Annotated in this window: 26 protein-coding genes; 14 read left to right on the plus strand and 12 right to left on the minus strand. The window is 33.5% G+C overall.

The features are described 5' to 3' along the window. Positions 1-119: 119 nt before the first annotated feature. Positions 120-2,387, minus strand: a complete 2,268-nt coding sequence (locus EKL98_RS10890; RefSeq protein ID WP_126562387.1) for a M1 family metallopeptidase — start codon at positions 2,385-2,387, stop codon at positions 120-122. 173 nt (positions 2,388-2,560) lie between these two features. On the opposite strand from EKL98_RS10890, the gene EKL98_RS10895 reads away from it, so the two are divergent. The 3 genes from EKL98_RS10895 to EKL98_RS10905 all read left to right on the plus strand — a co-directional run bounded on the left by EKL98_RS10895 (position 2,561) and on the right by EKL98_RS10905 (position 4,665). Further along, the gene (locus EKL98_RS10895; RefSeq protein ID WP_126562389.1) at positions 2,561-3,412 is read left to right on the plus strand and encodes an aldose 1-epimerase family protein; all 852 of its coding nucleotides are present in this window, start codon (positions 2,561-2,563) and stop codon (positions 3,410-3,412) included. Positions 3,413-3,422: 10 nt separating this feature from the next. After that, positions 3,423-3,974: a GNAT family N-acetyltransferase gene (locus EKL98_RS10900; RefSeq protein ID WP_126562391.1), complete on the plus strand. Its 552-nt coding sequence runs from the start codon at positions 3,423-3,425 to the stop codon at positions 3,972-3,974. Between the two features lie 139 nt (positions 3,975-4,113). Then, positions 4,114-4,665: a DUF3575 domain-containing protein gene (locus tag EKL98_RS10905; RefSeq protein ID WP_126462884.1), complete on the plus strand. Its 552-nt coding sequence runs from the start codon at positions 4,114-4,116 to the stop codon at positions 4,663-4,665. A 2-nt stretch (positions 4,666-4,667) separates the two neighbouring features. On the opposite strand, the gene EKL98_RS10910 is transcribed toward EKL98_RS10905, so the two are convergent. Continuing rightward, entirely contained in the window at positions 4,668-4,898 is a 231-nt protein-coding gene (locus EKL98_RS10910; RefSeq protein WP_126553652.1) for a VF530 family protein, read from the minus strand. A gap of 50 nt (positions 4,899-4,948) precedes the next feature. On the opposite strand from EKL98_RS10910, the gene EKL98_RS10915 reads away from it, so the two are divergent. From EKL98_RS10915 to EKL98_RS10925, 3 genes are all read left to right on the plus strand, one after another. Further along, positions 4,949-5,431 (plus strand): SixA phosphatase family protein, encoded by a 483-nt coding sequence (locus EKL98_RS10915; RefSeq protein WP_126562393.1) that lies wholly within the window; start codon positions 4,949-4,951, stop codon positions 5,429-5,431. Between the two features lie 40 nt (positions 5,432-5,471). Then, complete coding sequence (gene smpB, locus EKL98_RS10920) at positions 5,472-5,924, plus strand: SsrA-binding protein SmpB (RefSeq protein ID WP_091204586.1); 453 nt, start codon at positions 5,472-5,474, stop codon at positions 5,922-5,924. A gap of 82 nt (positions 5,925-6,006) precedes the next feature. Further along, complete coding sequence (locus tag EKL98_RS10925) at positions 6,007-7,056, plus strand: Fic family protein (RefSeq protein WP_126462893.1); 1,050 nt, start codon at positions 6,007-6,009, stop codon at positions 7,054-7,056. Between the two features lie 48 nt (positions 7,057-7,104). On the opposite strand, the gene EKL98_RS10930 is transcribed toward EKL98_RS10925, so the two are convergent. Then, the gene (locus tag EKL98_RS10930; RefSeq protein WP_126462896.1) at positions 7,105-7,746 is read right to left on the minus strand and encodes a protein-L-isoaspartate(D-aspartate) O-methyltransferase; all 642 of its coding nucleotides are present in this window, start codon (positions 7,744-7,746) and stop codon (positions 7,105-7,107) included. 144 nt (positions 7,747-7,890) lie between these two features. On the opposite strand from EKL98_RS10930, the gene EKL98_RS10935 reads away from it, so the two are divergent. From EKL98_RS10935 to EKL98_RS10970, 8 genes are all read left to right on the plus strand, one after another. Then, positions 7,891-8,856: a Gfo/Idh/MocA family protein gene (locus tag EKL98_RS10935; RefSeq protein ID WP_126462899.1), complete on the plus strand. Its 966-nt coding sequence runs from the start codon at positions 7,891-7,893 to the stop codon at positions 8,854-8,856. Positions 8,857-8,896: 40 nt separating this feature from the next. Then, positions 8,897-9,784 carry a 3-hydroxyacyl-CoA dehydrogenase family protein gene (locus EKL98_RS10940; protein WP_126553648.1) on the plus strand — a complete coding sequence of 296 codons (888 nt, stop codon included), beginning with the start codon at positions 8,897-8,899 and terminating at the stop codon, positions 9,782-9,784. 79 nt (positions 9,785-9,863) lie between these two features. Next, positions 9,864-11,084, plus strand: a complete 1,221-nt coding sequence (locus tag EKL98_RS10945; RefSeq protein ID WP_126462905.1) for a DUF1015 domain-containing protein — start codon at positions 9,864-9,866, stop codon at positions 11,082-11,084. 23 nt (positions 11,085-11,107) lie between these two features. After that, positions 11,108-11,761 carry a YggS family pyridoxal phosphate-dependent enzyme gene (locus tag EKL98_RS10950; protein ID WP_126553643.1) on the plus strand — a complete coding sequence of 218 codons (654 nt, stop codon included), beginning with the start codon at positions 11,108-11,110 and terminating at the stop codon, positions 11,759-11,761. Positions 11,762-11,879: 118 nt separating this feature from the next. Beyond that, the gene (locus tag EKL98_RS10955) at positions 11,880-13,241 is read left to right on the plus strand and encodes an exonuclease domain-containing protein (RefSeq protein ID WP_126562396.1); all 1,362 of its coding nucleotides are present in this window, start codon (positions 11,880-11,882) and stop codon (positions 13,239-13,241) included. 27 nt (positions 13,242-13,268) lie between these two features. Next, positions 13,269-14,099 (plus strand): ion transporter, encoded by an 831-nt coding sequence (locus tag EKL98_RS10960; protein WP_126462913.1) that lies wholly within the window; start codon positions 13,269-13,271, stop codon positions 14,097-14,099. 158 nt (positions 14,100-14,257) lie between these two features. After that, positions 14,258-15,175 carry a tRNA (adenosine(37)-N6)-dimethylallyltransferase MiaA gene (miaA, locus tag EKL98_RS10965; protein WP_126462916.1) on the plus strand — a complete coding sequence of 306 codons (918 nt, stop codon included), beginning with the start codon at positions 14,258-14,260 and terminating at the stop codon, positions 15,173-15,175. Positions 15,176-15,365: 190 nt separating this feature from the next. After that, positions 15,366-16,106, plus strand: coding sequence for an acyl-[acyl-carrier-protein] thioesterase (locus EKL98_RS10970; RefSeq protein ID WP_126562398.1), 741 nt, complete (start codon positions 15,366-15,368; stop codon positions 16,104-16,106). 48 nt (positions 16,107-16,154) lie between these two features. Here the strand turns inward: EKL98_RS10970 and EKL98_RS10975 are convergent, their stop codons facing one another. The 9 genes from EKL98_RS10975 to EKL98_RS11015 form a co-directional block, all read right to left on the minus strand. Then, positions 16,155-16,871: a response regulator transcription factor gene (locus EKL98_RS10975; RefSeq protein ID WP_126452426.1), complete on the minus strand. Its 717-nt coding sequence runs from the start codon at positions 16,869-16,871 to the stop codon at positions 16,155-16,157. Between the two features lie 3 nt (positions 16,872-16,874). Continuing rightward, positions 16,875-18,458, minus strand: coding sequence for a sensor histidine kinase (locus EKL98_RS10980; protein WP_126462919.1), 1,584 nt, complete (start codon positions 18,456-18,458; stop codon positions 16,875-16,877). 71 nt (positions 18,459-18,529) lie between these two features. After that, positions 18,530-19,114 (minus strand): dephospho-CoA kinase, encoded by a 585-nt coding sequence (gene coaE, locus EKL98_RS10985; protein WP_126553635.1) that lies wholly within the window; start codon positions 19,112-19,114, stop codon positions 18,530-18,532. Between the two features lies 1 nt (position 19,115). After that, on the minus strand, positions 19,116-20,117 hold the full coding sequence (locus tag EKL98_RS10990) for a glycosyltransferase (RefSeq protein WP_126452432.1): 1,002 nt from the start codon (positions 20,115-20,117) through the stop codon (positions 19,116-19,118). A 128-nt stretch (positions 20,118-20,245) separates the two neighbouring features. After that, entirely contained in the window at positions 20,246-21,436 is a 1,191-nt protein-coding gene (fabV, locus tag EKL98_RS10995; protein WP_126562401.1) for an enoyl-ACP reductase FabV, read from the minus strand. 109 nt (positions 21,437-21,545) lie between these two features. Further along, positions 21,546-23,198 carry a DNA repair protein RecN gene (gene recN, locus EKL98_RS11000; protein ID WP_126562403.1) on the minus strand — a complete coding sequence of 551 codons (1,653 nt, stop codon included), beginning with the start codon at positions 23,196-23,198 and terminating at the stop codon, positions 21,546-21,548. Positions 23,199-23,250: 52 nt separating this feature from the next. Further along, complete coding sequence (porD, locus tag EKL98_RS11005; RefSeq protein WP_126562406.1) at positions 23,251-24,135, minus strand: type IX secretion system protein PorD; 885 nt, start codon at positions 24,133-24,135, stop codon at positions 23,251-23,253. Positions 24,136-24,204: 69 nt separating this feature from the next. Then, positions 24,205-25,422 (minus strand): bifunctional phosphopantothenoylcysteine decarboxylase/phosphopantothenate--cysteine ligase CoaBC, encoded by a 1,218-nt coding sequence (gene coaBC / locus EKL98_RS11010; RefSeq protein WP_126462930.1) that lies wholly within the window; start codon positions 25,420-25,422, stop codon positions 24,205-24,207. A gap of 8 nt (positions 25,423-25,430) precedes the next feature. Then, complete coding sequence (locus tag EKL98_RS11015; protein WP_026709525.1) at positions 25,431-25,748, minus strand: DNA-directed RNA polymerase subunit omega; 318 nt, start codon at positions 25,746-25,748, stop codon at positions 25,431-25,433.

Below are 25,748 nucleotides of genomic sequence, written 5' to 3' on the forward strand. Positions count from 1 at the left end.
GTAATAACCATGGTATAATGTCGTATTTTAAAATCAGGATAAAATTATATAACAATCTGATTTAAAGCTGTTTTACTTAAAGTTAATTCTTTTGACTTTACGACTTTTAAACTTTCGACTTACTTATCTCTTGTAAACGGTATTTTTTGTCCATCAGGAATCAACATATCAAATCCCATTAGACTGTCATTAAATTCAAATTTAAGTCCCGCAAGTTTCGATGCAAACGTATTTTTTCCAGTTGGCTCCACGGAAAAGCTTGGATAATTGGTAATCAAAACATTTAACAACCCATTTTTCTCTGAAAAAACAATTTTTACAGGCGCCATTGATGTAGAAAAAGTTCCTAAATACCCATCCAGAATCACATCTTTTTCAATCAATCCTTTGTCTGCTGTCCAGGTGTTATTTACTGTGTTGCTGTCCGGTAAAACATGATCCGGATCTAGTGTGATACTTTCGATTTCTTCCGTCGAATTGTGTTTAAAAGACCACGCTTTATTTTTTTGCCAAACTTCTACCGGCAATTGAACGCGCGTTATTTCTCCGCTTTTCGTTTTTACGTCTAAACTTACCGGCATAGCCATTTTTTCGAAGTTTTCAATCGAAATCACAACTCCTTGTTTTGGGTCGTTTTTCACGTATTTGATTGAATTAATCCCTTGGTCTAAACGCCAATTGTATTGAAACCAACCACGCCAGAACCAACTCAAATCTTCTCCAGCAACATTTTCTATTGTTCGAAAGAAATCGTCCGGTTGCGGATGTTTGTATGCCCAACGCTCAATATAAGTTTTCAAAGCCCGATCAAATCGTTCCGGCCCAAGAACTTGCTCTCTTAAAATCACTAATCCTGAACTTGGTTTCGAATACGCCAAAAGACCTATATTAGACTCTTTCATGTTATCCGGAGAACTCATTATGGTTTCCAGATTTGGACTCGTGTACACTTCCGCCCTTTGATGCATATCCGCACGCGGCTCTTTATATTCCCCATTATTAAAATCTACTGAACTCAATGAATTAATAAAAGTATTGAAACCCTCATCCATCCAGGCAAACAGTCTTTCATTGGATCCTACAATCATAGGAAACCAAATATGACCAAATTCATGATCTGTAACACCCCATAAATCTGCTCCTTTTGACTCCCAGCTACAAAAAACAATTCCTGGATATTCCATTCCGCCTTCATTTCCGGCAACATTTGTAGCCGTTGGATACGGATATTCTAACCATCTTTTTGAATAATTTTCTATAGTAGCCTTTGTATATTCTGTGGAACGTCCCCATGCGGCATCTCCGGCACTTTCTATCGGATAAACGGAAATTGCCAATGATTTTTTGCCGCTAGGTAAATTGATTTTTGCTGCGTCTAAAATAAATGCTGCTGAAGAGGACCAAGAGAAATCACGGGCATTTGTGATTTTGTAATTCCACGTTTTAGTAGTTGCAGTAATCATTTTTGATGAATTTTCAACTTCGGCAGCAGTACGGATAAAAACTGTTTTATCACTTTGTTTTGCTTGCGCTAAACGCTTTTGCTCTTCGGCAGAATAGACTGTGGTAGGATTCAGTAATTCGCCGGAAGCCACCACAATATGATTGGATGGTGCTGTAATACTGACATCAAAATCACCATATTCTAAATAAAATTCCGACGCTCCAAGATACGGATTCGTATTCCAGCCTCGTACATCATCATACACACACATACGCGGATACCACTGTGCTATGGTAAAAATTTTTCCATTTTTAGTTTCTAAAACTCCCATTCTGTCTGACCCTTCAAAAGGAGCTATAAACGAAAAGTCGATTTTTATTTTAACTGAACCGCCTTTGGCATTTAATACTTGCGGGAGAAATACCTGCATTCTAGTATCCGTAATAATGTACTTAACTTCTACTTCAGTAGATTTTCCTTTTACAGTAGTAATTACTTTGACTGATTTTATTTTATGTCCGCCATCAAAAATTTGGCCTTGAGCCCCATTTCTACTTCCTGTAATTGGAACAACTGCATTTCCTCGGGAATCCGCTTTGAATAAATTCTGGTCTACATTCATCCAAACAAAAGCCATTTTATCCGAACTGTTGTTCGTATAGGTGATGATTCCTGTACCCGAAATTTCGTTGTTTTTTTCATCCAGTTTTGCCGTTAATTTATAATCAGCGCTATTTTGCCAATATTCAGCTCCAGGCTGACCACTCGCAGATCGTGTACTTGTTCCGTTTTTGGAATAAAAAAACGGAGCAAAAGCATCGTGATAATCGTAGTTAGAAACTGCATTACCGGATGCATTTGCTGGGGTTTGCTGTGCCCAAATAGATGTAAATCCCAATAATAAAGCCAAATGCAGCATGACTCCGAGGCGAATTTTTTTCATTTTCTAATTGTTTATATCACAAATTAATGAAAAAAAAGAGGATTTTGAACTATTGAGATCGAATTGATTCCATTATAAATCAATAAAATCATGTTTAAAGCGTATCAGAATTAAAAATTATAAAATATATTTACGCCAGAAAACCATTTTTAAAGTAATCCGGAAAAGTAATTTTGACAACTCTAATTAAAAACTCGAATCTCACTGCCGAAATTAAACATTTTGGAGCTGAATTAATTTCTTTAAAAACAAACCACGATAGAGAATACATCTGGGAAGGAAATCCGGTATTTTGGGGCAAGCACGCTCCTGTTTTATTCCCAATTGTTGGGACTTTAAAAAATAATTCCTTTCACTATAATGCAATGGAATATCATTTATCGCGACACGGCTTTGCCAGAGATATGGAGTTTGAATTGATCAATGCAACAGAAAACAGTGCTGTTTTCTCCCTACACTCTTCTGAAGAAACCTTAAAAGTATATCCTTTTGAATTTGAACTTCAAATCATCTATACATTAAATGAAAATAACTTATCGATTGCATACAAAGTAAGTAATAATGGAAATACAGCGATGCCATTTTCGATTGGTGCTCATCCTGCTTTTGCTTTGCCAAATCAATTCGAGAGTTATGCTATTGCTTTTGAAAAAGAAGAACCATTGAAATATTATCTTTTGGAGGATGATTTAATTTCAAATAAAACGAAGAAATTAGACGTTCTTAATAAATATATTCCGCTGACGTATGAGTTGTTTGAAAACGATGCTTTGATTTTCAAAACATTAAAATCCAACTCGTTGACTATTTTAGAAAATAAAAATCCAATTCTAAAAATACATTTTGATGATTTTCCAAGCTTAGGGATTTGGACCAAAATAAATGCGGCATTTATTTGTATTGAACCTTGGTTTGGTTATTCGGATACCAATGAAAGTTCCGAAAATCTATTTGAAAAAGAAGGCATTCAAATTCTAGAAACCAAGGAAACGTTCCAATCAAAATACAGTATCGAAATCCTTTAATTACTAAGATATGTTAGCTATAAATTTTAGTCCATTTCCTGATTTAGAAACCGAACGCTTGCTTTTGAGAAGAGTAAACACTAATGACATTAAAGAAATTTTCGAATTGCGATCCAATCCAGAAACTATGAAATATATTCCAAGACCTTTAGTAAAAACGAACGAAGATGCCTTGGAACACATTGCAATGATCGATACAAAAATTGAAGCTAATGAAGGTATCAATTGGGCTATTACGTTGAAAGACAACCCAAAACTTATTGGAGTTATTGGTCATTACAGAATAAAACCCGAACATTATCGTGCCGAAATTGGCTATATGTTATTACCTGAATATCATGGAAAAGGAATTATATCTGAAGCAGTGAAAGAAGCTGTTAATTATGGTTTTCAAATCATGAAATTGCATTCCATTGAAGCGATGATTGATCCTGATAACGATGCATCTGCAAAAATTTTAGAAAAAAATGGGTTTGTCAGAGAAGGACATTTAAAAGAAAATGAATTTTTTGATGGTCGTTTTTTTGATACTCTAATTTATTCTCTTTTGAACAAATACTAATTTTATGTCCTTTTTATTTAAAATTTAGTTGCGTGACTAATATAAATTAAAAACATAAAAACCTTACAGATAAATATTTTACATTTGTCTTTGATTTTCTCCAATAAGCTATTGGTCTAAATAATAGAAAACACTTTTTATGAAAAAATTATTTATTGTTTCTTTTTTTCTCTTCTGTATTGTATCCCAAAGTCAAACGTATATAAAAGCAAATGCTATGACTACTTTATTGACCATTCCTAATGTAGGTATTGAAACCAGCATTGGAAAAAAATCTACTTTTCAATTTGATATTACAGCCTCTTTATGGAAATCAATAAATGGTAAACCTAGAGAGTTTTATACTTTCACACCTGAATATCGTTATCATTTCAAAGAAAAATACAATGGTTTTTATGCAGGAGCACATATTGGGGCAAGTATATTTAATTTCCAAAAATGGAATTATATAAATACTACTTTGTATGAAAAAGGCGTTGGATATTTTATAGGTGCAACAATTGGATATCAAATAAAAATAAATGATAAATTTATGTTAGATTGTTTCTTAGGCGGTGGTTCGCATCAAGGTTTTTATAAAGGATATGACTTAGCTACGGGAGAACGATATGAATCGGCGAAAGGGTACAATAAAAGTGGCGAATGGTTGCCCTACAGAGGCGGTTTTATGGTTTCCTATAAATTAAACTAGATTTATTTGGGCAATTTAGCTTCTGATTTTATATACAAATCTTCCACTTGTTTTCGTGCCCAATCTGTTTTTCGTAAAAAAGTCAAACTGGATTTTACACTTGGTTTATCTGTAAAGCATTTTACTTTAATGAGTTCCCCCAAAGTATCAAATCCGTAATGATCCACTAGTTGCTCTACTATTTTTTGGAGTGTAATTCCGTGAAGCGGATCTTTCGATTTTAAGTGTTCCATTTTGCAAAGATATTAAAATCCCAAATACTTTTTTTTTAAAATTGATTCAAATGAAAAAATTTCTCGCACTGTTTACACTGTTATTTTTAAATATCAGTTTTGGACAAAGCACCACCACCTATTACTTTATTCGTCATGCCGAGAAAGTAGATAATTCTCAAAATCCAGATTTATCTGAAAAAGGGTTGAAAAGAGCTGAAAAATGGAATACAATATTCTCAGAAATTAGTTTTGATGAAATCTATTCAACGGATTACAAAAGAACTTTACAAACTGCAAGTCCAACCGCGACAACAAAGAAGATGAAGGTTAAGCTGTATGATCCTAAAAATATACCTATTGAAGTTTTCAAAAAAGAAACGATAGGAAAAAAAATTTTAATTGTGGGACATAGTAACACAATACCAAAATTTGTCAATCAAATGATAAATCAAAACTCATTTACTGACATTCAAGATAAAACTTTTGGTAATCTTTATATCGTAATTATGGTTGATGAAGCAATCACATTCCAATTGCTGAAATTGGACTAAATAATTGCTAAACCTTTAATTTTTGTTACCTTTGCACGCTATGTTAAAAACAATAAATATATTCAATAAGAGAGCCCGATTTGACTATGAAATAATCGAAACCTTCAATGCAGGAATTGTTTTGGCTGGAACGGAAATCAAATCCATTAGATTAGGAAAAGCAAACATCACAGAAAGTTTTTGTGAATTTAGCAATAACGAACTTTTTGCGATAAACACCTATATTGAAGAATATACTTTTGGTAATCAGTTCAACCACAAGGCAAGAAGCGAGCGCAAATTACTTTTAAAAAAAAAGGAATTAAAAGGTTTGCTGAAAAGTGTTCAAGCAAAAGGATTGACAATAGTTCCTTTGAAATTGTTTACTAATGAAAAAGGATTGGCCAAACTCCAAATTGGTCTTTGCAAAGGAAAGAAAACCTATGACAAACGTGAATCTCTCAAAGAACAAGATACGAAACGGGATCTAGACCGAATCAAAAAATCATTTTAAATTAAGAAAGTAATGTATTAATTATTATTTTATTTATAAAAAATGACTAAATTTGTCAAGACAATTTAAAGCATTTTTTTAAATGAAAACACTACTCAAAAACGCAAGAGAACAAAAAGGACTCAAAACTAGAGAAGTCGCACAACTTTTAGCAATTGATCAAGCCTTAATCAGTAAGTTTGAAAGTGGAACTAGAAAACCTACAAGAGACCAAGTCGTAAAATTAGCATCTTTACTAGAAATAGATTTAGAAACAATCATGGTCGCTTGGCTTAAAGAAAAAATTCTTTATGAAATTGGTCAGGATGAATTTGCTCTAAAAGCATTATTGGTTGCAGAGCAAGAAATTAGATATCAAAGCAAACCAATAAAGAAAAAATTATCGGTAACTCTTCAGAAAATTTTAGATGAAATAGATACTTTGAAGATACAACTGGATGGGTTTCGCCAATTTGACAGCTATCGGATTGCACAAGCATTAGAGCTAGAATATACGTTTGAAAGTAATCGCATCGAGGGAAACACAATGACTTTACGCGAAACGGATTTAGTTATCAATGAAGGTTTGACGATTTCTGGAAAAAGTATGCGGGAACATCTGGAAGTCATTAATCATCAGGAAGCCATTGCTTATATCAAAGATTTAATGCAAAAAAATACTGCTATAAAGGAACGAGAAGTTCTTTCTATCCACAATCTTATTTTGAGAGGAATTCAACCCGAAGATGCAGGTAGCTATAGAAAAGTCCAGGTGATGATTCAAGGAAGCAGTTACGTGCCTCCACAACCTTTTTTAGTCGCCAAAGCAATGGAAGATTTTTTTATTTGGTATGAAACTAATAAATCAACCTTACATCCGATAATTTTAGCTGCCGAAATGCATGAACGCTTGGTTACTATTCATCCCTTTATTGATGGAAATGGCAGGACTTCGCGCTTAGTCATGAACTTGGTTTTATTGCAGCATGGTTACATAATTGCCAATATAAAAGGGGATTATGAAAGTAGAATGCGCTATTATCAAACACTGGAAACTGCACAAACTAAAAACAACAAAGAAGATTTTTTGTTATTCATTGCTCAAATAGAAAAAGAAAGTTTAGAGCGGTATTTAACCATTATTGGTCAATAAAATTCATCTTCTGCTCCCTTCCCCTTGGGAAGGGTTGGGGATGGGATTTTAATTTTTATCTTCTAATAAAGGAACAAATCGAAACTCTCCAAACTCATGTTTCTCAAATTGAGTTTCATTTTTTCTGATTAATAAGGTCATAATCTGCACCTCTGTACCTAGTGGAATAACTAGCCTTCCTCCTATTTTGAGTTGCGCCATCAACGGTTGCGGAATAAACGGAGCGCCTGCAGTTACTATAATACTATCAAAAGGAGCGTAATTTGGTAATCCTTTGTATCCATCTCCAAAAGAGAGATATTTGGGCCTAATATTCAGTTTTGGAAATAAAATTGAGGTTTGCTTAAACAATTCTTTCTGTCTTTCTACACTAAATACTTTGGCACCTAAAAGACATAGAACAGCTGTTTGATACCCTGAACCTGTTCCTATTTCTAAAATTTTGTGTTCTTTTTTGACTTCTAATAATTGGGATTGAAAAGCAACAGTGTACGGTTGCGATATCGTTTGGCCTGCAGCAATAGGAAATGCTTTGTCTTGATAGGCATAATCTTCAAAACTGGAATTTAAAAATAAATGTCTTGGAATCTTTTTTATCGCCTCCAAAACACTTTTGTCAGTAATTCCTTTTTGCTCTAAAACGCTTACTAATTGATTCCGAAGTCCTTGATGTTTGCCTGTGTCTTTCAAAGTTTATTGTTTTATTTTGGTAAAAATAGAAAACAATTTCTGAATTCAAATGTTGGATTTTAAATTTTAAATTAACTGAAGAATTGTCCGGTATCAATAATAGATTAATCATTTTATTGTTATTTTTGTAAAAATTACATCATTATGCTGAAAATTGGAGTATTAGGTGCTGGCCATCTAGGAAAAATACATTTGCGTTTATTACAACAATCTAAAAAATATGAATTAGTGGGATTTTATGATCCAAATCAAGAAAACGCCGAAAAGGTTTCTAAAGAATTTGGATACAAACATTTTAGCACAATTGCCACCCTTATTCATGCCGTTGATGTAATCGATATTGTTACCCCAACCCTTTCTCACTACAAATGTGCCAAAGTAGCCATCAAATCCGGTAAGCATGTTTTTATTGAAAAACCTATTTCAAATACGGTCGAAGAGGCCGAAGAAATTATCGCTTTATCAAAAGAATATAATGTTAAAGGTCAGGTGGGGCATGTGGAACGTTTCAATCCAGCATTCATCGCTACCAAAAACATGATCGAAAACCCTATGTTTATTGAATCGCATCGTCTGGCTGAATTCAATCCTCGCGGAACTGATGTTCCTGTAGTCTTAGATTTGATGATTCATGATATTGATGCCATTTTGAGTGTTGTACAATCAAAAGTAAAAAATATTAGTGCTAGCGGTGTTTCAGTTATCAGTGATACACCGGATATTGCCAATGCAAGAATAGAGTTTGAAAACGGTTGTGTTGCTAATTTAACAGCGAGCCGAATTTCGATGAAAAACATGCGTAAATCTCGTTTTTTCCAGAAAGACGCTTACATCTCCGTAGATTTCTTAGAAAAGAAATGTGAGGTTGTAAAAATGAAAGATGCTCCGGAAGTTCCAGGCGATTTTGATATGATTTTACAAAATGCGGAAGGTGTAAAAAAACAAATCTACTTTTCCAATCCAGATGTAGAACAAAACAATGCTATTCTGGATGAACTGGAATCATTTGCAGATGCCATAAATACTGATTCAACACCAATTGTGACATTGGAACAAGCCTCTGAAGCGCTTCGTGTTGCGTATCAAATTATTGATTGTTTTAAAAAATAATTTTTACATAAATATTAAACTATTTTAATCCAAAATAAGAATGAAAACAATTGCCGTAATCGGAGCAGGAACAATGGGGAATGGAATTGCTCACACCTTTGCACAAAGTGGTTTTACCGTAAAATTAATAGATGTTTCAGAACAATCATTGGATAAAGGAATGGCCACTATCGCCGCTAATTTAGACCGAATGATTGCAAAAGGAAGTATCACCCAAGAAGACAAGGCTAAGACGATTACTAACATAATCACCTATACGGATATCAAAGATGGCGTTGTAGGGGTTGATTTAGTGATTGAAGCGGCCACTGAAAATGTAGCATTAAAACTGAATATCTTCAAGCAATTGAACGAAGCTTGTTCTCATAATACAATTTTGGCAACTAATACTTCTTCTATCTCAATTACTCAAATTGGAGCCGTTGTGGCACATCCGGAACGCGTTATCGGTATGCACTTTATGAATCCGGTGCCAATAATGAAACTGGTGGAAATTATTCGTGGTTATAATACTTCTGATGAAGTGACAAAAATCATCATGAATCTTTCCGAGAAGTTAGGAAAAACGCCTGTTGAAGTCAACGATTATCCTGGTTTTGTTGCCAATAGAATCTTGATGCCCATGATTAACGAAGCGGTCGAAACTTTATACAACAAAGTGGCTGGTGTTTATGAAATTGACACGGTGATGAAACTTGGAATGGGACACCCGATGGGACCTTTGCAACTAGCAGATTTTATTGGTCTTGATGTATGTTTAGCCATTTTGAACGTGATGTACGACGGTTTTAAAAACCCAAAATATGCACCTTGTCCGTTATTGGTAAATATGGTTCGTGCCGGAAAAATGGGTGTGAAATCAGGGGAAGGTTTTTACGATTATTCTGGAAGCAAAAAAGCCGAGAAGATTTCTAAACAATTTATATAATTGTAATGTTTAAAAATTGAGGGCCTAAAGTTAATACCTTTAAATTCTCAGATTTTCACTTTTCACTTTTTATATTATTATGGCTAAAATTGTCCCTTTCAAAGCTGTTCGTCCCACTCGTGATAAGGTTTGCCTTGTTACTTGCCGTTCGTATGAAGAATATGTAAATGCGGAATTAGCGGCGCAATTGGATTTCAATCCGTTGTCTTTTTTGCACATACTAAAACCTGCTTACACCAATCAGGAAACTGTTTCTTTTGAAAAAAGATACCGCCAAGTACATCAAAAATATGAGGATTTCAAAAATGAAATAATTTTAGTAAAAGACAAAAAACCCGCGATTTATATTCATAAAATTGTAACTAAAAAGCACTCTTTTACCGGAATTATCGTAGGTACTAGTGTAGCTGATTATTGCAACAATATCATCAAAAAACACGAAGATATTATCGCTTTCAGAGTCCGATTATTAAAAGACTACATGAAATATTCTGAGTTCAATACGGAACCGGTTTTGATGACCTATCCGGATAATAAAACGATTGAAAACTGGATTTTTAATTGTACCCAAAAATTAGCCGATTTTGAGTTTTCAACCACCAAAAAAGAAATTCACTACTTATGGAAAATTGAAGATGCGTTAGAAATCAATTGGCTTCAGAACATTTTTGAAAAAACAGATAGTCTTTATATTGCAGATGGCCATCACCGTACCGAAGCCTTAAAATTATTATCCGAGGAAAATGATGATCCAGACAACGCAGCCAAAAATCATATTCTGAGCTATTTAATTTCTGAAAACAATGTCAAAATATATGAATTCAATCGCTTGGTAAAAGATTTAAACGGTTTCTCGAAAGAAAATTTGATAAAGGAATTAGAAAAGAATTTCATTGTTACAAACAAATTTCAGCAGCCTTTTCAGCCTTCTCAAAAGCATCAATTCGGAATGTATCTGGACAATGAATTTTATAGCTTAATTTTACGAAAAGAAAATGAAGTTTTCTTAACGGCTTTGGATAGTTTAGACACACAAATTTTATACAAAAAAGTGTTATTGCCTATTCTTGCCATCGAAGATTTACGCAATGATGAGCGAATAGAATACCTTTCAGGAAAACAATCCGTATTGGAAGTAAAAAACAAAATTGATCAAGGAGAATTTGAAATCGGTTTCATATTATTTCCATCCAATATTGGAGAAATAAAAGCCTTGGCCGATGCCAATTTAATAATGCCTCCAAAAAGTACGTATATTGAACCAAAGTTTAGAAGCGGATTAGTCGTGTATGAACTTTAACACATTAAAATTTAAACATTAAAATGCCAATAAAAAATAATTTACTCCAAATAAAATCCACTTTACCGGAACATATAACCTTAGTTGCGGTTTCAAAGACCAAACCTGTTTCGGATTTAATGGAAGGGTATGAGGCCGGTCAACGCATTTTTGGAGAAAATAAAATCCAGGAAATGGCGGAGAAATGGGAACAAATGCCAAAAGACATTCAATGGCACATGATAGGCCATGTTCAGACCAATAAAGTCAAATTTATGGCGCCATTTGTGAGCTTGATTCACGGTGTGGATAGTTTGAAATTGCTACAGGAAATCAACAAACAAGCACTAAAAAGCAATAGAATTATTGATTGTTTATTACAAATGCATATTGCCGAAGAAGAAACTAAATTTGGTCTTGACCAAGAAGAACTTGCTTCACTCCTATCCTCAAACGAATTCCAGGAATTAAAAAACATTAGAATCGTTGGATTAATGGGAATGGCAACTTTTACAGACAAGAAAGATCAAATCAAGAAAGAATTCACCCATCTGAAATCTATTTTTGATCAATTCAAAATTCAAAATTCACAATTTACCATTCTTTCTATGGGAATGTCCGGTGATTATCAACTTGCAATTGAATGCGGAAGTACGATGGTTCGCATTGGAAGTAGTATCTTTGGAGGAAGAAATTGACTTTTGATTTGAGATTAACGAATATTGACCCGAGCGGTAGCGAACTGGCGAAGCATTTCAGATTTAAAAATCTCTACTTCAAAACTGAATACTAAAAACTGAACACTGAATACTTATTTTGTACGCAATACTAGACATAGAAACCACAGGAGGACAATTCAACGAAGAGGGAATCACTGAAATCGCTATCTATAAATTTGATGGACATGAGGTCGTGGATCAGTTCATTAGTTTGGTAAATCCGGAAATCCCAATTCAACCTTTTGTAGTTAAACTTACCGGTATTAATAATGCCATGTTGCAATCTGCTCCCAAGTTTTTTGAAGTAGCAAAACGCATCATCGAAATGACAAACGATTGTATTATCGTGGCTCATAATGCTTCTTTTGATTACAGAATCTTGAGAACCGAATTCAGACGATTAGGATACGATTTTGAAGCCAGAACACTTTGTACGGTTGAATTATCAAAAAAATTATTGCCGGAACAACCGTCCCATAGCCTAGGAAAACTCGTTCGTGCGCTTGGAATCCCAATGGCAGACCGCCACAGAGCCAGTGGTGATGCTTTAGCAACAGTCAAATTATTCAAAATTCTTTTAGAAAAAGATTTAGAGAAAGAAATTGTAAAAGATTTTATAAAGCTGGAAATCGAAAAAGGAATTGCTCCAAAATTACTGGATATTGTGTCCGGATTACCAGCAAAAACAGGTGTCTATTACATTCATAATGAGAAAGGAAATCTAATTTACATTGGCAAAAGCCGAAACATAAAAAAACGAATCAATCAGCATTTTATAGGAACTTCTGCAAAATGCAAGAAAATTCAAGCAGAAGTGTTTTCCGTAACCTATGATGAAACCGGAAGTGAATTGATCGCATTATTAAAAGAAAGCGAGGAAATAAAAATCAACAAACCCATATATAACAGAGCACAGCGAAAAAGTATTTTTCAACTGGCACTCTATGCTGAAAAAGATAAAAATGGGTATCTCAACCTAAAGCTTCAAAAAGCAGATGGACGCAAAAAAGAAATCACATCCTTTTCCTCCCTGCAAGAGGGTAAAAACGCATTATTCAGAATTACTTGTCATTATAATTTATGCCAAAAACTAACTGGTTTGTATGTTTCTAAAACCAACTGTTTTCAATACACTATAAAAGAATGTGACGGCGCTTGTATTAGCAAAGTTTCACCTGAAGAATACAATATCAGAGTTCTTACTTTTGTCGAGAAAAATAGTTTCGAAAATCAAAATATGATATTGATTGACAAAGGCAGAGCCATCAGCGAAAGATCTGCCGTTTTGATCGAAAACGGAATTTACAAAGGCTATGCTTTTTATGATTTAAATTATCAAATCAACAATATCGAAATACTGAGAAACATCCTCATTCCGATGCAAAATAACCGGGACACTAAAAATATTATCCAAGGGCACATACGAAGCAATAAAACCTTGAAAACGTTAAAATTCTAATCGTATGCTATCAATCCATCCATAATTATGCACCGAATAAAGTCAAAATTTGACACTTTCAGACAAAAAACCAATGTCATTATTTATGGCACAAATACGGCTTCCGGACGCTTGTTTGATCTGGTACTTTTAGGAGTAATTTTGTTAAGTGTTGTAATTGTGATGCTTGAAACCGTAAAAGGTTTCGATACAAAATACCACCAAGAACTCATTATCCTAGAGTGGGTCATTACGATTTTCTTTACCTTAGAATACATTCTTCGAATTATATCTATAAAAAAACCTGTCAAATACGTTCTCAGTTTCTATGGAATCATTGATTTGATTGCCACTTTACCTATGTATTTGTCCTTGTTTTATTTTGGAACAAGCGTTTTAACTGTGGTAAGGGCTTTGAGATTACTGCGATTGTTCAAAATATTGAAACATCCAAAATTCTCCAGTCAATCCACTCACCTAAAAGAAGCGCTAATTGCCAGTAGAGGAAAAATATTAATTTTTATCTATTTCATGTTGATCAGCAGCATCCTGATAGGCTCCGTTATGTATGTGGTAGAGGGTAAAGAAAGCGGTTTTACCAGCATTCCCACCAGCATTTATTGGACCATTGTAACACTCACAACCGTTGGCTACGGTGACATATCGCCCATAACACCATTAGGCCAAGCTATAGCATCAGTAGTAATGATCATGGGATATGGAATAATAGCCGTTCCTACGGGTATCGTTTCAGCTGAATTTGCAAACAGCAACCGTAAAAAACCAAGAGCCGAAAGAATTAATCCATGCACCGTTTGCGGAACTGACGGTCATGAATATAATGCAAAATACTGCTACCATTGTGGCACCGAATTATAATTTATTAATTTGAAGCAATTCCAGCTGTACACTGCAACTCCTCGTTATTCCAGTTGTTTTTCTAAGGCTAAAAAGGAGCTTCCTCCGGTCGCTCTTTTACACCAAGAAAAAAAACTGCAATACCTCCGGGGTTTCCGTTTCCATCTGGGCTAAAAACTATGAAATACCTAATCACCATTATCGGACCCACAGCGATAGGAAAAACTTCCTTGAGCATCATTTTGGCTAATTATTTTAAATGCGATATCCTGTCATGTGACAGCCGACAGTTTTTCAAGGAAATGACCATCGGAACCGCAGTTCCAAACCAAGCCGAGCTAGCAACAGCTACCCATCATTTTATCCAAAACAAATCCATATTCGAGAATTATACCGTAGGTGATTTCGAGAAAGAAGCCATTGCAAAACTGGACGAATTATTTCTGACCAATGATTATGCTATACTAGTTGGTGGTTCGGGATTATATGTAGACGCAATCCTAAAAGGTTTTGATGAATTTCCAGAAATAGACCCTACAGTTCGCTCAGCAATAACACTGAATTATGAAAAACTGGGAATTGGGTATTTGCAACAAAAACTCGAAGTTTTAGATCCTAATTATTACAAAACTTTGACTGTCGAGAATTCTCAAACCTTACAAAATCCACAACGTATGATGCGTTTCGTAGAAGTATGTATTGGTGCCGGAAAACCATATTCTTCTTTTTTAAATCAAAAGCAAAACAGTCGCAACTTCACTCCTATTTTAATTGGTTTAGAAGCCGACAGAAAGGGTATCTATAACCGAATTAATCAACGTGTAGATGCCATGATGAACGAGGGTTTATTAGCGGAAGCAAAAACGTTATTCCAGAATAAAGAATTGAACGCCTTGCAAACAGTGGGTTACAGAGAACTATTCCGTTATTTTGACAGGGAAATTTCATTAGAATTTGCCATTGAAGAAATAAAGAAAAATACCCGCCGATTCTCAAAACGTCAACTCACTTGGTTCAAAAAAAATGAAAACACCAAATGGTTTGATTTTGAAACTCCTTATGAAACGATTGTGAAGTACATCAATTCAAAAAAATAAAAATATCATTATTGACGACGATCAAAAAAATTTAACCACTAATTCGCTAATAAAAAACCTATACTTCGAATATAATTAGCGGTCATTATTATTATTTATAAAATGTTTTGTTTTAACAATCCCTATAAACAAAAGAAGTACAACAAAAAAGCCTTTTTAAACCCATTACTAATAATTACAATCTATAAATATGCCCATTTCACCTAACTTCACATCTATTCTTAGCAAAGACTGGGAAATCAATTTTACACAATGTGCTCCAAACGGGTTTTTAAAATACACTGATTTGTGTTCTATATTACAATTAACAGCAGCTGCACATTCAGAAATTGGTGGAATCAGTTTTACGGACATGCAGGAATTTAATCAAGCGTGGGTTTTGAGCAGAATGCGTGTTGAAGTTACTAAATTACCTAAATCCGGAGATGTCGTAACGGTAAAAACCTGGATCAATTCCTTAGAGAATTCCCGTTCAGTACGGGCGCTGGAAATGCAAGTAAATGGAGAAAAAATTGTGGGTTCAGAGACTTTCTGGGCTGTATTCAATACTAAAAAAAGACGGCCGGAAGCATTGGCGTTGCCGTTCGAGCATTTTGAAGTATATCCAGAAAAAAAAGCTACTCATGAAGGTTTTTCTAAAATTAATTTCAATCAGGAGAAAGAAATAGTTTTTGAAAAAACCATTTTCTTATCGGATTTAGACATTGTAAATCATGTTAATAATGTCAAATATCTGGAATGGTGTTTGGATCTGGTTGATGAAAAATTAATCCTGAATCAGGAAATTATTAGTTTCGAAATGAATTTCCTAAAAGAATTATCTCTAAAGGATAACGTAATTATTCATGAAACTATTTCTAAAAATGAAACTATTTTTAGTATTACAAAAGAAGAAAAAACCAATTTCGCTTTGCAATTAAACTGGAAATAAATATTTTTAAAATAAAAAAAGCCTCAATTTCTTGAGGCTTATAGCTACTTATTCTGCTACTTTATTTTTTACAACTAATCTAAATCCTTCTCCGTGGATATTCAAAATTTCAACATCTTCATCCAGTTTAAGGTATTTCCTCAGTTTTGCTATATAAACATCCATACTTCTGGATGTAAAGTAATTATCATCTCTCCATATTTTTGTCAAGGCTAATTCTCTTGGCATCAAATCATTTTCATGAAGAATCAACATCTTCAACAAATCATTTTCTTTTGGAGATAATTTAATTGGCTCTTCAGTATTAAAAGTTAAAAAACGAAGTTTTGAATTTAAATAAAACTTCCCAATATTAAATTCAAATTGTACTTGTTCTGCTCTGGTATCTGATGATTTTCTTTGAATTATAGCTTTGATTTTCATCAACAATACTTCTGAATCAAAAGGTTTATTTAAGTAATCATCCGCACCCGCTTTGTAGCCTTTCAACACATCCTCTTTCATCGATTTTGCAGTTAAAAAGATAATTGGAACTTCGTTGTTTTTTTCTCTGATTTCTTTTGCTAAAGTATAACCATCTTTGTAAGGCATCATTACATCCAGAATACACAAATCATAAGTATCTTTTTTAAATTTTTCGAAACCTTCCATTCCATTTTTGGCTAAAGTGACGTCAAAATCATTTAGCATTAAATAATCTTTCAAAACCGCACCAAAATTCAGGTCATCTTCCACTAAAAGTATTTTCTTATTTACATTTTCCATATTCTAATTTATTAATGGTAATTTTATTATGAAGGTACTCCCTTTTCCCTTTTCACTTTCTACATATACTTGACCGTTGTGGTCATCTACAATTCTTTTTACATACGCTAAACCTAATCCATGCCCTTTGACATTATGAATGTCGCCGGTATGTTCTCTATAAAATTTTTCAAAAATTCTTTTTTGAGCTATTTTACTCATTCCTAAACCGTTATCTTTAACTTTGATAATAACCATATCTTTTACATTTTCAGTAAAAATGTCTATTTCTGGCACATTAGGTGAATATTTTATAGCATTTTCTAAAATATTGACAATCACATTGGTAAAATGAACATCGTTGAGTAATACGGTAGTTCTTAAAGCGCCAAAGTGACTTCTAATGGTTCCTTCTCTATCTTCTAAAATTAGATTTACATGTTCAATAGCATCATTTATAATGTCATGTACATTGAGCGTCTCTTTGATAATGTCCAGTTCTTTCTTTTCTAGTTTAGAAATTCTTAATACATTCTCTACCTGGGCGTGCATGCGTTTATTCTCGTCTTTAATCATCTGAAGGTATCGTAAAACCTTCTCCTTATCATCTATTATTTTTGGATTTCGTATCGCATCTAATGCTAAATTAATTGTGGCTATTGGAGTTTTAAACTCGTGCGTCATGTTATTAATAAAATCATTTTTAATTTCAGAAATTTGACGTTGCCGGATCAATTGATTCAATGCACTTGAATACGCAATCAAAATAATTAGAGTAAAAACAATTGAAAGTACGGTAATACTTACGAGTTCCGACAATAAAAATTTCTTTTTAAGCGGAAATGTAACCAACAAATCATACTTACTGCTTCCTTCATTATCAATAAATACCGGAATAGAATAGGTAGCATCTTTATCATATTTAAACTCGCTTGATTTGATTTTAGTCGCTAAATTATTGCTGTAAATACCAAATTCAAATTTTGTTTCAATACCGTGTTCTTCTAATTCTTTCTTGATTAATTTTTGTAAAACACTGCTCGAAACACGTTCCTCAAGCGGCATTGCTGACAATACATCTTTTGCTGAAATTTTAAAAAGAGCATTGTCTAAAATATCTAAATTTCCTTCTTTTTCAATTCTAATATCTGGAATCAAACTTTGATTCCCACCTAATTTGTCAATAGAATTATTGTTATACACTTCTGTAACGCGTTTAGAACTAAAATTCTTGAATTTTTCACTATCAAATTTCTTATCAAAGAACGTAGGAGAAATATTGTAATTCTCAGAAATTATACTGTTTGAGTATATAATAGTTTCGTTTGTTCTTGGATTTTTCTGAACGTAATAAAACTCTAATATATCGTCCTTTTTAGGAACTTTTCCGGTACTATCCTTGTAATGATTTATTTTGTCATAAAAATTATACTCTTCTTGTTTTTGAAGATTATTCGCCACATTACCAATAACTTGCTTAACATGAAACTTAAATTGCTCATCATTATTTTTAAACGAGGTATTGAACCAATATACCTGAACTAAAATTATCCCTATTAAGGACAAGCTCATTAATAAAACAAGTAATCTAAAAAAAAGTTTATTCATCAAAACAAATTTAGTATTTTAACAATATATTAAATAATAGATTAACCAAACATTAACAACTATGCTTGTTTTTATACAATCTTTAATATTTTAAGAATTTCATTTGCCTCCTGCTTTGCTGTTTCAAGTGAAACATTATGAATAACAAAATCACTTTTGTCAATTCTCTGTTTATCAGTCCATTGTGAATTTATTCGTTTCAAAACAAGATCTCGGTTTGATTTATCTCTGGCAATTACCCTTTGAATTCTCAATTCTAACGGTACTGTAACCGTTATAATAAAATCACATTCTTTATCACGCCCACTTTCAAATAAAATAGCCGCTTCATAGATAATAAACGGCGCCGTCTCTTGTTGTAAAATCCATTGATCAAAATGTTTTTTTACTGCCGGATGAATAATAGCATTGAGTTTTTCTAATTTTTCAGGTTCCTCAAATACGATTTTAGCTAATTTTTCTCTATTTAACAGGTTAATTTCAAAAACAGAACTCCCAAATTCGTTTTTTATGGCTTTTAAAATCACAGCAGATTCCATCATTTTTCTGGCCTCCGCATCCGCAATATAAACGGGAATCCCAAATGATTCAAAATATTTTGCAAGGGTAGTTTTGCCACTTCCTATGCCTCCGGTTAAACCAATGATTTTTGTCATCTTACACTTTAAAAAATAATTCTGGAAAAGCCTCTTGTGGTTTTTGCCTTAAAATAATAACTTTATAATAGGATTTTATGAAACCTAAACCGTAACCATAAAACTGTTTCCAAACCGCTATTAATGATAAATAACCTATTTTAAGGCTCTTATTCTGGTAAGAAGAGACCAAGAACAATACCAAAAAGTAAATAAAATACAACTGAAGCAGATAATCAAAATTAAAAATTAACAACAATACAATTGAAAAGAAAAATCCAATGATGAAAACCGAAGGAAAGAAAAAAGTAAGCTTATTGTATTTTGGATACCAACTGTTAAGAATTGGTCGTGCTTTTCCAAATTTATTTACCTGAGTTGAAAACTTATCCCAGTCGATTCTTCGTTTGTGATATACAAATGCTTGTGGGAAAAGTGTGGTTTCAAAACCTAAGTTCCACAAACGAATTGACAAATCAGGATCTTCTCCTGGATGAATATTTCCAAAACCTTTGGATGCTTCAAAAGCTTTGCGAGACAGCCCCATGTTAAAACTTCGGGGCTGAAACTTATCGATTTTTTCAGAACCGCCTCTAATTCCTCCTGTGGTTAAAAAAGAAGTCATTGCAAAATTAATTGCTTTTTGGATGTCTGAAAAACTATCTAAAGCCTTGTCCGGTCCTCCAAAACAGTCTACATAATTTTGCTTTAAAGCCGTATCAACTTCAGACAAGTACTGCTCAGGTATAATACAATCCGAATCAAAAATGATAAAGTAATCCCCTCTGGCTTTTTTCATTCCATAATTTCTGGAATCGCCAGGTCCTGAATTCTCTTTGTAATAATAGGAAATATCAAGTCTGTCTCCATATTTTTGAGCAACATCCTGACACACTAAAGCAGAACCGTCTTCTACGATTACAATTTCAAATATCTCTTTATAGGTTGTATGAGACAAACTTTCTAAAAGTTCATCTACTTCGTCTGGGCGATTGTAAACTGGGATTATTAAGGAAAATAACATAAATCAAAATGAGGTATTAGTAGTCTGTTTTTAGGTCTTTAAAATTTTAACAAATATAATGGTTATCCATAAAAAAACCATCAACTATTAATTGATGGTTTTATAAATACTATTTTAAGGTACAATAATTAAGAAATACTTTTAATGTTTACCACTTCGTTTGTATCCGCTTTGTAATCTACACCATCCACGTCAAAACCAAATAAATTGTAAAAATCTTTTCTGTATCCTACTAAATCTCCTATTTCGGATAAATTTTCAGTTACAGCCTCCATCCACAATTTAGCTACTTTTTCCTGAACATCAGGACGCATCTCTAAATCATCAATCCTAATTCTTCCTTTTTCGTCAACAGGAACTTCATTGCCGGTAAACAATCGTTCTTGATACAAACGCTGAATTTGCTCAATACATCCTTCGTGTATACCTTCTTCCTTCATTATTCGATATAATAAAGAAATATACAATGGAATAACCGGAATTGCAGAACTTGCTTGTGTAACCAATGCCTTATTTACAGAAACAAATGCTTTTCCATCAATAGCTGCTAAACTGTCCGTGATTGCAAATGCAATCGATTCAAGATGATCTTTGGCCCGACCAATTGTACCTTTTCTATACACTGCCTCAGTCAATGATGGCCCAATATACGAATAAGCAACAGTTGTAGCGCCTGGAGCTAATAGATTTTGAGCTTTTAGAGCATCAATCCACATCTCCCAATCTTCCCCGCCCATAACGGCGACTGTGTTTTCTATATCATCACCAGTGCAAGGCTCAATTGAAATTTCAGAAACTTTACCAGAATGAAAATCAACTGTTTTATTGGTAAAAGTACCACCAATTGGTTTCAAAACAGAACGATGCAATATTCCTGTTACAGGATGCATACGAACGGGAGAAGCTAAACTGTAGATTATTAAGTCCACTTGACCTAAATCAGCTTTTATAAGATCTAATGTTTGTTGCTTTACTTCATTCGAAAAAGCATCTCCATTGATACTTTTTGCATACAAACCTGCTTTATGCGCTTCATTTTCAAAAGCTGCAGAGTTGTACCAACCTGGTGAAGCTGTTTTTCCTTCAGAAGGAGCTTTTTCAAAAAATACACCAATAGTTGCTGCATTAGAACCAAAAGCACTTGTAATTCTGGAAGCCAAACCAAAACCGGTTGAAGCCCCAATTACTAATACATTTTTAGCTCCGTTGATTGCGCCTTTTGATTGTATGTATTCTATTTGATTTTTTACATTTTGCTCGCATCCTTTTGGGTGTGATGTCGTACAAATAAATCCTCTCATTCTAGGTTCTATAATCATAATTCTATTGTTTATTTGGTTAAACGTTTAATCGGTAATAGATTAAACACATAACTAAGTTTATCTTTATTTATTTATCTTTTTAAGTTGACAAATATAAGGCATTTCTTTAGTTCAACAAGGCTTTGGCATGATTTAAGGCTGAGTCGGAAACGATTGTTCCAGATAACATTTGCGCGATTTCAACAATTCTTTCATCGTTATTTAAAAGCTTCAATTCAGATTGCGTATCCTCGCCAACAGTCGATTTAAACACTTTGAAATGAGCATTCCCTTTTGCCGCAATTTGGGGTAAATGCGTAATTGCAAAAATTTGCATTTGCTGACTCATTTCTTTCATAATTTCCCCCATTCTAATGGCTATTTCTCCGGAAACACCAGTGTCAATTTCATCAAAAATTAATGTTGGTAATTTTGAATAGTGTGCCAATATCGCCTTAACAGCAAGCATAATCCTTGACATTTCTCCACCAGAAGCTACTTTTTTTAACAAACCAAAATCCGTCCCTTTATTGGCCGAAAATAAAAACTGAAGCTCATCTTTTCCGTTTTGAAAATAGGTTTCAGTTGATTTTACATCCATTTTAAAGCGCACATTAGGCATTCCTAAAGTTTCTAAAATCGCAATCAACTTTTGGGATAAAACTGGAATCGAATTCAATCTATTCGTATGAATTGTAGTTGAAAAAACATCTAATTCAACGGTTTTTTGCTTTAGAGAAAGCGTCAGTGCAGCGATCTCTTCTTCCATATTTCCTAATTCTAATACTGAATTTTCTAGATTCATCTGAATTTGAAGTAGTTCATCCACAGATGACACCTGATGTTTCTTTTGCAAGGTAAAAATCACCTGAAGCTTTTGACTAATTAAATCCAATTGTTCCGGATCATTGATCAATTTTTCAGAACAACGATTCATTTCTTCCAAAACATCTTCAAATTCAATCGTTACGCTTGTAATTCTTTCTAACAAAGATTGGTAATCCGCTGAAAAAACAGCAATTTTTTGTAATGAAACCTTAATTTCATTCAAATTATGCATCACACCCATTTGTTCTTCATTGGCTATAGCCAAAGATTTATCAATAGATTCCTTGATAATTTCAACATTATTTAATTTTTCAAAATCAGCCTCAAGAGATTCTTGTTCACCTGATTTTAATTGCGCTGCTACCAATTCTTCCAATAAAAAAGTATTGTATTCCTGCTCTTTCTTAGATTCGCTTTGTCTTTTCAGTAACGAATTTAATTTGGATCTATCCGATTTATATTTTTTTAAAAGCGACTGATACTCCAGAATTATATTTTTATTTGTGGCAATAGCATCTATAATTTCAAACTGTACATTTTCATCCGAAAGTTCTTGAGTTTGTTGTTGCGAATGAATATCAATCAAGAATAAGCTCAATTCCTGCAATTCCTGAAGATTTACGGGGCTGTCATTAACAAACGCTCTTGATTTTCCTGAAGGCAGGATTTCGCGTCTAATTATAGTGTCATTTTCATAGTCTAAATCATTTGTTTCAAAAAAAGGAAGTAAATTATACTTAGAAATTTCAAAATGAGCCTCAATAATACACTTTTCTTCTTTGTTTTTTAGAGAAGTCAAATCGGCTCTTTTTCCTAAAACAAGCCCCAATGCACCTAAAATTATTGATTTTCCTGCACCAGTTTCTCCAGTGATTGTTGAGAAACCTTTTGAAAAATCGATTGTCAATTTTTCTATTAAAGCATAGTTTTTTATCGAAAGTGACGTTATCATTTATTTGTTTTTTTTATTGGAACCGGGGATTAAATTAAAATCTGGCCGCTAATTAATAGTGTATCAGTGCCCATTTGCTAGAATTCAAAGGAGAAATTTTATTTAGATTATCAACTAAATCTGAAATTGTGATACTAGGACCACCTGAAAATACAGCTACAATTTCATCTGATTTAGCATCAAAAAAGACACGGGTTAAAAACGCATTAGGTCTTGAAGCATTTAACTTAGCTAAATCAATTAAAGATCCTTTTATTTTTTCTTTAGCCTCTTTTAAATCCTGATTCATCAAATCTAATCCGGAATGGTACTCAAACATCGTTTGTCGAACTTGTTTGAATGCCGGGGATAAAATATCATTTATCAAAAAATAACGGTTTTGATTTCCATCGGCCTGACTCCATCCTTTTGATCCTCCTTGCTGTGCTACATTTAAAATATTCTGAGCAGTTTCAAAATAAGGATTTCCGGATTCCATCACAAAAGTATCCGCATCCATTCCTAAAATGACATAACTGTAAAAAGAAAGAACCGAAACTAAATTAGAATCAAAACTGGTAGGGTTAAAAATTAAATTTTCAAACTCAGTATACCGAAAACTAAAATCTTTGTCGTTATAATTTAAAACTGGTGAAGTGTACGATGAATTAAAAACCGGACGGGATGATTGTACCTGGATGGTGGCTATAAATTGATCGGAATTATTAGCAGAAACAGTAATATAAATTGAGCAATTAATTTTTTCATTTTGCTTCACTGTTTGACCAGTCCAATCTGTTTTGTTTACAAACTCACTGATCGAGGTTTGCAAGGTTTTAAAAACTTGTTGATTGGTAACACTCAATCGCTGTGCATCAACCGTTACAGTACAATTCAATTGTTGTGCTTGGACACCTCCAAAAATAAAAAGCAGCACAAAAGTAAATATTTTATTCATCTGTAGATTTCTGTTTTTTTATCTATCACTATAAATCACAACCGTTATTTACTTATAGATTGTCATGCACTACCTTAGTTTTTCAAAATGCGCTATTACTTTATTTAGTATATCATCCGCAACAGCCTCTTTCGATTTTAATTCCATTGGTTCAAGATTAAAAAACTGGTCTATAAAAGTAACTTTATTCGTTGGTTTTCCAAAACCGGCACCCTGATCTTGAAGGGAATTCAAAACGATCAAATCTAAGTTTTTTTTCTGAATTTTCAGCTTTGCATTTTCGATTTCATTTTCTGTTTCTAAAGCAAAACCAATCAGAAACTGATTTTTCTTCAGCGTTCCCAAAGAAGCTAAAATATCCTTGGTTTTCTCGAGTTCAATTACAAAATTATCAGCTGCCTTTTTAATTTTTTGTTTAGCTACATTCTTGGGCTTATAATCCGCAACTGCTGCTGCTGCAATGGCGACATCTACATCAGCGTACCTCTGGTGGCAGGCTAGATACATCTCTTCGGCAGAGACTACATTAATAACTTCAATCAAGGAATTTGAAACTGTAAAATGTGTTGGTCCACTTACTAAAATTACTGAAGCACCTAGATTAGCAGCGCTAATTGCTATATCAAAACCCATTTTACCCGAAGAATGATTTCCTATAAAACGCACGGGATCGATTGCTTCATAAGTAGGACCCGCAGTAATTAATATTTTTTTCCCTTTAAGAGGTAATTTATTGTTTAAATCCGCCTCAATAAAAGCCACGATATTCTCTGGTTCCGCCATTCTACCTTCTCCGGACAATCCACTTGCCAATTCGCCTGTTTCGGCAGGAATTATTGTATTACCAAATTGTGTCAAAGAGGAAAAATTAGCAATAGTTGAAGGATGTTTGTACATATCTAAATCCATTGCAGGAGCAAAATACACGGGACATTTTGCGGATAAATAGGCTGCAATCAATAGATTATCACAAATACCATTTGTCATTTTAGACAATGTATTTGCTGTAGCTGGCGCAATAATCATCAAATCAGCCCAAAGTGCCAATTCAACATGATTGTTCCATTTTTCATCTTCATTGTCTTGGTTATAAAAACTAGAATAAACCGGATTTTTGGATAACGTAGATAATGTAAGAGGGGTTACAAAATCCTTAGAAGCAGGTGTCATTATCACTTGGACATGTGCACCTGCTTTTATGAAAAGTCGTACTAATGAAGCGGTTTTATAGGCTGCAATTCCACCAGAAATTCCTAGTAAAATTTTCTTACCGTTTAAAACTGACATAGCATTTATTATTTATTAGAGTCTCTGTGGTAAATTTTACCATCTAACCATTCTTGAACTGCTAAAGCGTGTGGTTTAGGCAGTTTTTCGTAAAATTTTGAAACCTCAATTTGTTCTTTGTTTTCAAAAACTTCTTCAAGACTATCATTATATGTTGCAAACTCTTCTAATTTCTCTGTCAATTCTTTTTTAATTTCTGAATTGATTTGGTTTGCTCTTTTAGCCATAATGGTTATTGCTTCATACACATTACCAGTAGGTTCTTCAATAACAGTTTTATTATATGTTATTGTATTTACTGGAGCATTCGTCTTTTTTAAATCCAT

This window comes from Flavobacterium bomense (assembly GCF_003970355.1).